The organism is Prosthecobacter sp. (genome assembly GCF_044373815.1).
Taxonomy (GTDB): Bacteria; Verrucomicrobiota; Verrucomicrobiia; order Verrucomicrobiales; family Verrucomicrobiaceae; genus Prosthecobacter.
The window spans coordinates 1-2,891 of the sequence record NZ_JBIPNG010000661.1 but is presented as its reverse complement, the minus strand read 5'-3'; the positions used below and the strand labels follow the sequence as shown (position 1 = coordinate 2,891).

The following is a 2,891-nucleotide window of genomic DNA, read 5'->3' as shown; positions in this document are numbered from 1 at the left end:
CAAACACCGCCACGATTCAATGGCGCACGGATGTGGAATGCGGCACGCGACTGCAGTTTGGCCTGAATCCCGCAGCGCTGGACCGCAAGGCTGAAGGTGCGGTGACGCGTGATCACACCCTGCAGCTGGAAGCGCTGACACCGGCCACCACGTATTACTTCAGCGTGGGCAGTGCACGCGCCAAGCTTGCCACAGGGACCTTCACCACGACAGGTGGCGCACCGGCTGCGGCGCCGCAGCCTTCCCTGATACGCCGTGTGCTGAATGTCCTTACTCCGGAAAAGAAAGAGGCTCCTGCCGCGGTTTCTCAGCAGGCCCCGCCGACTCGACAGACCTGGGGACACATTGATTCACTGCAGGATCATTTTGAGCGACATGGCGGCGACTTTTCCAGCAAGTCGCCCGATGATTATGCGGCCAAGGCCTGGTCCTTCCTGCAGCGTGCCCGCGCTGAAAACCTGCCGATGAAGCTGGACGACACGGACGGAACGCTTCGCGTCTTTGATCCCGCCACACGCGTATTTGGTGCGTACAACGGCGCTGGTAAAACCAAGACCTTCTTCAAGCCGGACAATCCCACCTACTGGCAGCGCCAGCCCGGGAGAACCGTGAAAGCGACTGACCTCCGCTTTTCTCCCCGCTGAGAACGCCCCACGACTTTCCAAAAAACAACCATGAAAAACAACCTCAATTTCTGCCCCGTATGTGGCTATGACAAGCTCGCTGAGCCGCCGAGAAACCGAACCGGAGGCGCATCGATGGAAATCTGTGCCTGCTGCGGATTCCAGTTTGGCGTGACTGACGATGACAAAGGCGTGAGCTACGATGATTTTCGCCAGCAATGGATTACGGACGGCATGCCGTGGACCAGCACAGGGAAAAAGACTCCCAAAGGCTGGAACCCGCAGACGCAGCTGGGTTCACTGGCCCTGCGCGCCACGCTGAGCCGGGTGAAGGGCCGCCCGCCACGGATGGCAGTCATCTTTGCGTGAGCTCACGCAGCACCTTTGAGCAAACTGAGCGCATGAACACGCGCGCTGTCGGCGCTGCCGCCGAGCATGCGTGCGAGTTCGTCGACGCGTTGTTCATCGCTCACAGCCTGAATCTGTGAGCGCGTGGTGTTGCCGGTGATTTCCTTGGTGACCACGAAGTGGCTCTTCGCCAGGGAGGCCACTTGTGGGAAGTGGGTGATGGCGATGACTTGGTGAGTCGTGCCCAGCGCGGCCATTTTGCGACCGACGGCATCGGCGATGTTGCCGCCGACATTGGCATCGATTTCATCAAAGACGAGGAGGGGCACGGCGTCCTGCTTTGCGAGGGCGCTTTTCACGGCGAGCAGGACGCGGGACATTTCGCCGCTGGAGGCGGTGAGGCGGAGGGGTTTGGAGGGTTCGCCGGGATTGGGTGCGAAGTGGAAGTCGACTTCTTCGAGGCCGTTGCGTTCTGGTGATGGGAGGACGGCAAGCTGGGCCTCGAACACGCTGCGTTTGAAGCCGAGATCGAGGAGGTGTGAGGCGACTTCTTTGGCGAGCTTTGGGGCGGAATCGGATCGCTTTTTGGAGATTTGTTTGCCTAGTTTCAGCACATCGGCCTCGCGCTCTTTGACGAGCTTTTGGAGCTTGGCGATTTCTTCGCCGCGGTTTTCCATTTTGGCGAGTTTGCGCTCGGTTTCGGCGAGGAACTCGAGGATCTCGGCGATGGTGCGGCCATACTTGCGCTTGAGGGTCTGGATGGTGTGGATGCGGCTTTCGAGCTTGTCGAGTTCGGCGGCGTCGATCTCCAGATCATCTGCGTAGTCCTGCACGCTGCTTTCGAGTTCGGTGAGCTCGATTTGAGCGGACTTGAAGCCTTCGAACATCGTGGCGGTGGCGGGATCGATTTTTTCGAGTTCGTGGATGCTGCGGCTGATCTCGCGCAGGCCATCGATGACACTGCCTTCGCCTTCGCTGAGGCGGCCGGTGATGCTGCCGCAGAGTTCGGCGAGGCGTGCGCCGTTGGCGGCGATGCGGTGACGGGATTCGATTTCCTCTTCCTCGCCCGGCTTCAAGTTTGCGGAAGCGATTTCGGTCGCCTGGAACTTGAGCATGTCGATCTGCTGGCTGCTGGCGCGCTCGGAATTTTCGAGTTCATCGAGTTCTGTTGCGGCGGCACGCCAGAGCTTCCAGGTGTCCTGGTATTTGCCCAGCAGTTCCTCAACGCTGGCATACTTGTCGAGCATTTCGAGCTGGCGGTCCTTGGAATTGAGGGACTGGTGATCGTGGGGGCCGTGGAGATCGACGAGGAATTCGCCGAGGCTCTTGAGCACCTGGATGGTGACCGGGGAGCAGTTGACGAACTGTTTGTTGGCTCCGCTGGTGCTGATGGAGCGTTTGATGAGGAGTTCGCCGTCCTGGCAGGGTTCAAGACCGGCTTCTTCGAGCACGACATCGATGGCGCGGGTGTCCTTGAGGTGGAAACCGGCCTCCACGGTGCAGGCGTCCTGGCCGTTGCGGATCAGGCTGCGGTCGGCACGTTCGCCAAGGATCAGCTTCAAAGCGCCGACGATGATGGATTTGCCTGCGCCCGTCTCCCCCGTCACGCCGATGAGACCAGCGGCCAGCTCCCAGGTCACATCTTCAACGAGGGCCAGATTGCGGATTTTGAGGAAGGAAAGCATGGGTGGGATGGAATGGTGGGCAAACGAACATGTATCGTCCTTTCTGCATTTCAACCACCAGGAGACAGACCGGCTGTCGAAAATTTTGTCACCGTGCCAGATCGAAGGCGGGACGCCTCGATCCGTTGACAGGCCGGAGGCCTATCCTCCGCGGGGTGATCTTCCACTCCATGCTTTAAAAGCGCGCGAAAAATGTGCGGCGGATTTGTAACCGAGCTCGGCGGCGACGCCTTTC

At 59.9% G+C, this 2,891-nt stretch carries 4 protein-coding genes; 2 read left to right on the top strand and 2 right to left on the bottom strand.

Annotated features, from left to right (window positions below; translation table 11 throughout):
* Positions 1-644: fibronectin type III domain-containing protein (locus tag ACIREA_RS29910; protein ID WP_397385976.1), on the top strand; the 644-nt coding region annotated here is incomplete at its 5' end.
* Between the two features lie 30 nt (positions 645-674).
* Positions 675-992, top strand: coding sequence for a hypothetical protein (locus ACIREA_RS29905; protein ID WP_397385975.1), 318 nt, complete (start codon positions 675-677; stop codon positions 990-992).
* 2 nt (positions 993-994) lie between these two features.
* Here ACIREA_RS29905 and recN read toward each other — a convergent pair whose 3' ends face one another.
* Both recN and ACIREA_RS29895 read right to left on the bottom strand, forming a co-directional pair.
* Positions 995-2,656 carry a DNA repair protein RecN gene (recN, locus tag ACIREA_RS29900; protein WP_397385974.1) on the bottom strand — a complete coding sequence of 554 codons (1,662 nt, stop codon included), beginning with the start codon at positions 2,654-2,656 and terminating at the stop codon, positions 995-997.
* Between the two features lie 141 nt (positions 2,657-2,797).
* Positions 2,798-2,891: helix-turn-helix domain-containing protein (locus ACIREA_RS29895; protein ID WP_397385977.1), on the bottom strand; the 94-nt coding region annotated here is incomplete at its 5' end.